Source organism: Leisingera sp. F5, from assembly GCF_001593695.1.
In genome coordinates, this window is sequence record NZ_LUKH01000528.1 from 1 (window position 1) to 2,204 (window position 2,204).

Below are 2,204 nucleotides of genomic sequence, written 5' to 3' on the forward strand. Positions count from 1 at the left end.
CGAAAATGGTGATCTGTATCACATCGCCCGCGCCCAGCCGGATGCTCGGCACCTCGGCGCTGCTGGCACCAAAGGTCGAAAACGAGCTGCTATCGTCCTTGGTGACAAACGGGATGACCTCCCGGTTCACATCAACAACCACATAGTTATAGCCCAGCGTCGCGTCTTCGGCCTGCAAATGGCTAGAGGATTTTTCCAGAATCGCGGTCTCATCCGGGCCGTTGCGGGGCAGAAAGCTGCACGCGCCCGCAAGAACAGGCACCAACAACAGGCCAAGGGTTCGTTTGCAAATCATCGGGTTCTCAATTCTACGCGTCCAAAGCATTTTGCACAGGCTGAAACATACCACCCTGATGGCCTTTCTAGCAGAAATTACCGAAAATAAAGAGTTCTAATAAAATTTAATGATTCATTTGCGGATTGAGTTGTATAACCTCAATGCGTGCAATTAATCCCGTAGCGTTTTAACCCAATTCTGCAATCACCAAGCCGTTCCCCATGCTATCTGTCCAAGTTCACGGCCCCCCTGAAACTTCTCTGCCCTGCAGCTGGCCGGCAGAGCCCCTGCATTTCCGGTATCGCAGGGTGATACCGCTGCCGGTTGACCGGGCGGCGTGAACGTGCTGCAAAAAACCACCTATGCGGTTTCTCCGCACCGCTGCCGGGATTTCTGCCGGGCCGGTCTGGCAGCTGTCCTGTTCCTGGCGGCGCTGTTCAACGGCTCGGTTTCCCCGCCCTATACCCAGATAACGGGATGCCTGGCGGCCCTGCTGGCCCTGGTCTGCCTGCCCGTTAAAACGCCCTCTCCGGACATCCGCCGCCTGGTGCAATTCACCGCGCTGATCCTGACTTTGGCGGCGCTCTGGGGCGGGCTGCAGATGGTCCCGCTGCCGATCGGCCCCCTGACCCACCCGGTCTGGCAGCAGGCCGCCGCCGCGCTGGACCTCAGCGCAGGCTACCTCTCGGTCAGCCCGCTGCGCACCCTGGCGGCGCTGCCGGCGCTGATCCTGCCCGGCCTGGTGTTTTTCAGCACCCTGATCCTGTGCCAATCCCCCCGCTCCGCCAAACGCGCCTGGGTCGCACTGTCGCTGACCGGCGCTGCCATTGTGCTGCTGTCCATCGTGCTTGAGGTGTTTTTTCCCCAGGCACAGGTCTTTACCAGCTACCCGGTCAGCCATGGCAGCTTTTCCGGCGTGTTTGTGAATCGCAATGCTGCCGCCTCGTTTTTCGGCCTCACGGCCTTTGCCCTGGCCGGCAGCCTCCAGATCCTCAAACCCGCGCCCCGGTTGCGGCGGTCTGGCCCGGCCCCCTCCCCTGCCCGCATCAGTCTTGCGCAGCCGGCGCTTTGGCTGCTGCTGTTTGCGGTGCTGATTGCCATTATCGCAACCCGGTCGCGGGCAGGCGCCATGCTCAGCCTGCCGCTGCTGTTCCTGTGCCTGGCGATTGTCTCTGCCCAAGCGCGCCGCAGCGGCCGGGCCGGCCGGGTGCTGCTGGTGCTGGGCGGCGGCTGCCTGCTGCTGCTGCTGTTCGGCGAACCGGTGTTCTCGCGGCTCAGCGGCCCCGCCCGCGATCCGCGCTGGTGCGCCTGGGCCGGCACGCTTGCCGCGATCCGGGACAACCTGTGGACCGGCACCGGCTTTGGCACCTTTGCCGAGGTGTTTCCCAGCTACCGGGATCCGGTCTGCCTTGGCACCGAAGGCAGCTGGCACCGGGCCCATAACTCCTATCTTGAACTCATCCTGGGGTTCGGCCTGCCTGCCGCCCTGCTGCTGCTGGGCCTCAGCGTCCGGCTGATTCTGAATAGCTGCCTCGCCGGCCTGCGGTGGCGGCGCTCCCTGCGCGCAATCCCGGTGCTGACCCTGGGCGCACTGGCCTTTGTTTCGGCCCATTCACTGGTCGACTTCCCGCTGCAGATCCCCGGCATCGCCTATTATTTCGCCGCCCTGCTGGGCGCCGGCTGCGCCATCTCGGCCCTGGAAACCCCGCACCGCCAGTGATCCAGCAAAACCCGTGGCGGAAGGCACTGCCGAGACAACAGCTTCCGCTTCAGCCGAAGGGCAGCCTGCCGGTCGCGGCGGGCTTGAACCAACGCATCCAGCACGAACTCCTCCTGATCAACGGCCCGCCAAGGCCAATGCTTGCCGCCTCCGATAGAGATGACAACTTCGTCCAGATGCTGTTTGCCACCGAGCCTGCCAACCGAC

General features: G+C 63.4%; 2 protein-coding genes and 1 pseudogene. 1 reads left to right on the plus strand and 2 read right to left on the minus strand.

The features are described 5' to 3' along the window. The coding region (locus A2I95_RS32830) for a hypothetical protein (RefSeq protein ID WP_291736571.1) at positions 1-295 on the minus strand (295 nt) is incomplete at its 3' end. 325 nt (positions 296-620) lie between these two features. Here A2I95_RS32830 and A2I95_RS32835 point away from each other — a divergent pair. Beyond that, complete coding sequence (locus A2I95_RS32835; RefSeq protein WP_291736572.1) at positions 621-1,997, plus strand: O-antigen ligase; 1,377 nt, start codon at positions 621-623, stop codon at positions 1,995-1,997. Positions 1,998-1,999: 2 nt separating this feature from the next. Here the strand turns inward: A2I95_RS32835 and A2I95_RS32840 are convergent. Next, positions 2,000-2,204: pseudogene (locus tag A2I95_RS32840) on the minus strand (DDE-type integrase/transposase/recombinase); the annotation flags it as partial.